The following is a 621-nucleotide window of genomic DNA, read 5'->3' as shown; positions in this document are numbered from 1 at the left end:
GCCAATAAAGAAAAGACTAAAATTAAGACCGTCGCTAAACCGTTTTGTGATAATGTACCTATACATATTTGTCCAATAACATATCCCAATCCTGATAAATAAACAATTGGAGAAATTTTTATATTGTCATTTTCTTCATTGTTTAATCTCCTTAAAAAACTTTTCACTCCAATAGAAATCAATTTATAAATTGTAAAAATGTAAAGCACAAAAGTAACAATAAAAAACAGAGGTGTTTCAATTTCAATAAAAGTATATGCAATCTTTTGAATCACTATAAAGCTTCCAAAAGAAAAAGTTAGCCCCATAAATCCATTATATAAAATGTGTGCCAACCTTGGCTCATTTGGTTTACAAAAAAATACCCATACCCCCCATATATTAGCAATCAAAAGAAAAGGTAAAATTACATATAAGTATATAGTAAAGGTTGGAGGAAATAAAAATGGGGTTAAAATCATAAAATTAATAACTACCCATACCATAACGACACTCGATCTTACACTGCCAGGCATCAATTTCTGAATAATTTGTTCTGTGCTTTTTCCGTGGTATTTTTCCATATTACTCTCCTAAAAACTAAAAAATTTTATCTAAAGTTGCTCCGATTCCAGATTTAAC

At 29.0% G+C, this 621-nt stretch carries 1 protein-coding gene; it reads right to left on the bottom strand.

Going from position 1 to position 621, the window contains the following annotated elements; translation table 11 throughout:
- Window positions 1-563: hypothetical protein (locus H6481_RS28370; protein WP_182813822.1), on the bottom strand; the 563-nt coding region annotated here is incomplete at its 3' end.
- Between the last annotated feature and the right edge of the window lie 58 nt (window positions 564-621).

The sequence above is a fragment of the Bacillus sp. ME78 genome, from assembly GCF_903970865.1.
GTDB classification, from domain to species: domain Bacteria; phylum Bacillota; class Bacilli; order Bacillales; family Bacillaceae_G; genus Bacillus_A; species Bacillus_A cereus.
The sequence above is the reverse complement of the archived record's forward strand: the minus strand, read 5'-3'. Positions and strand labels throughout refer to the sequence as shown.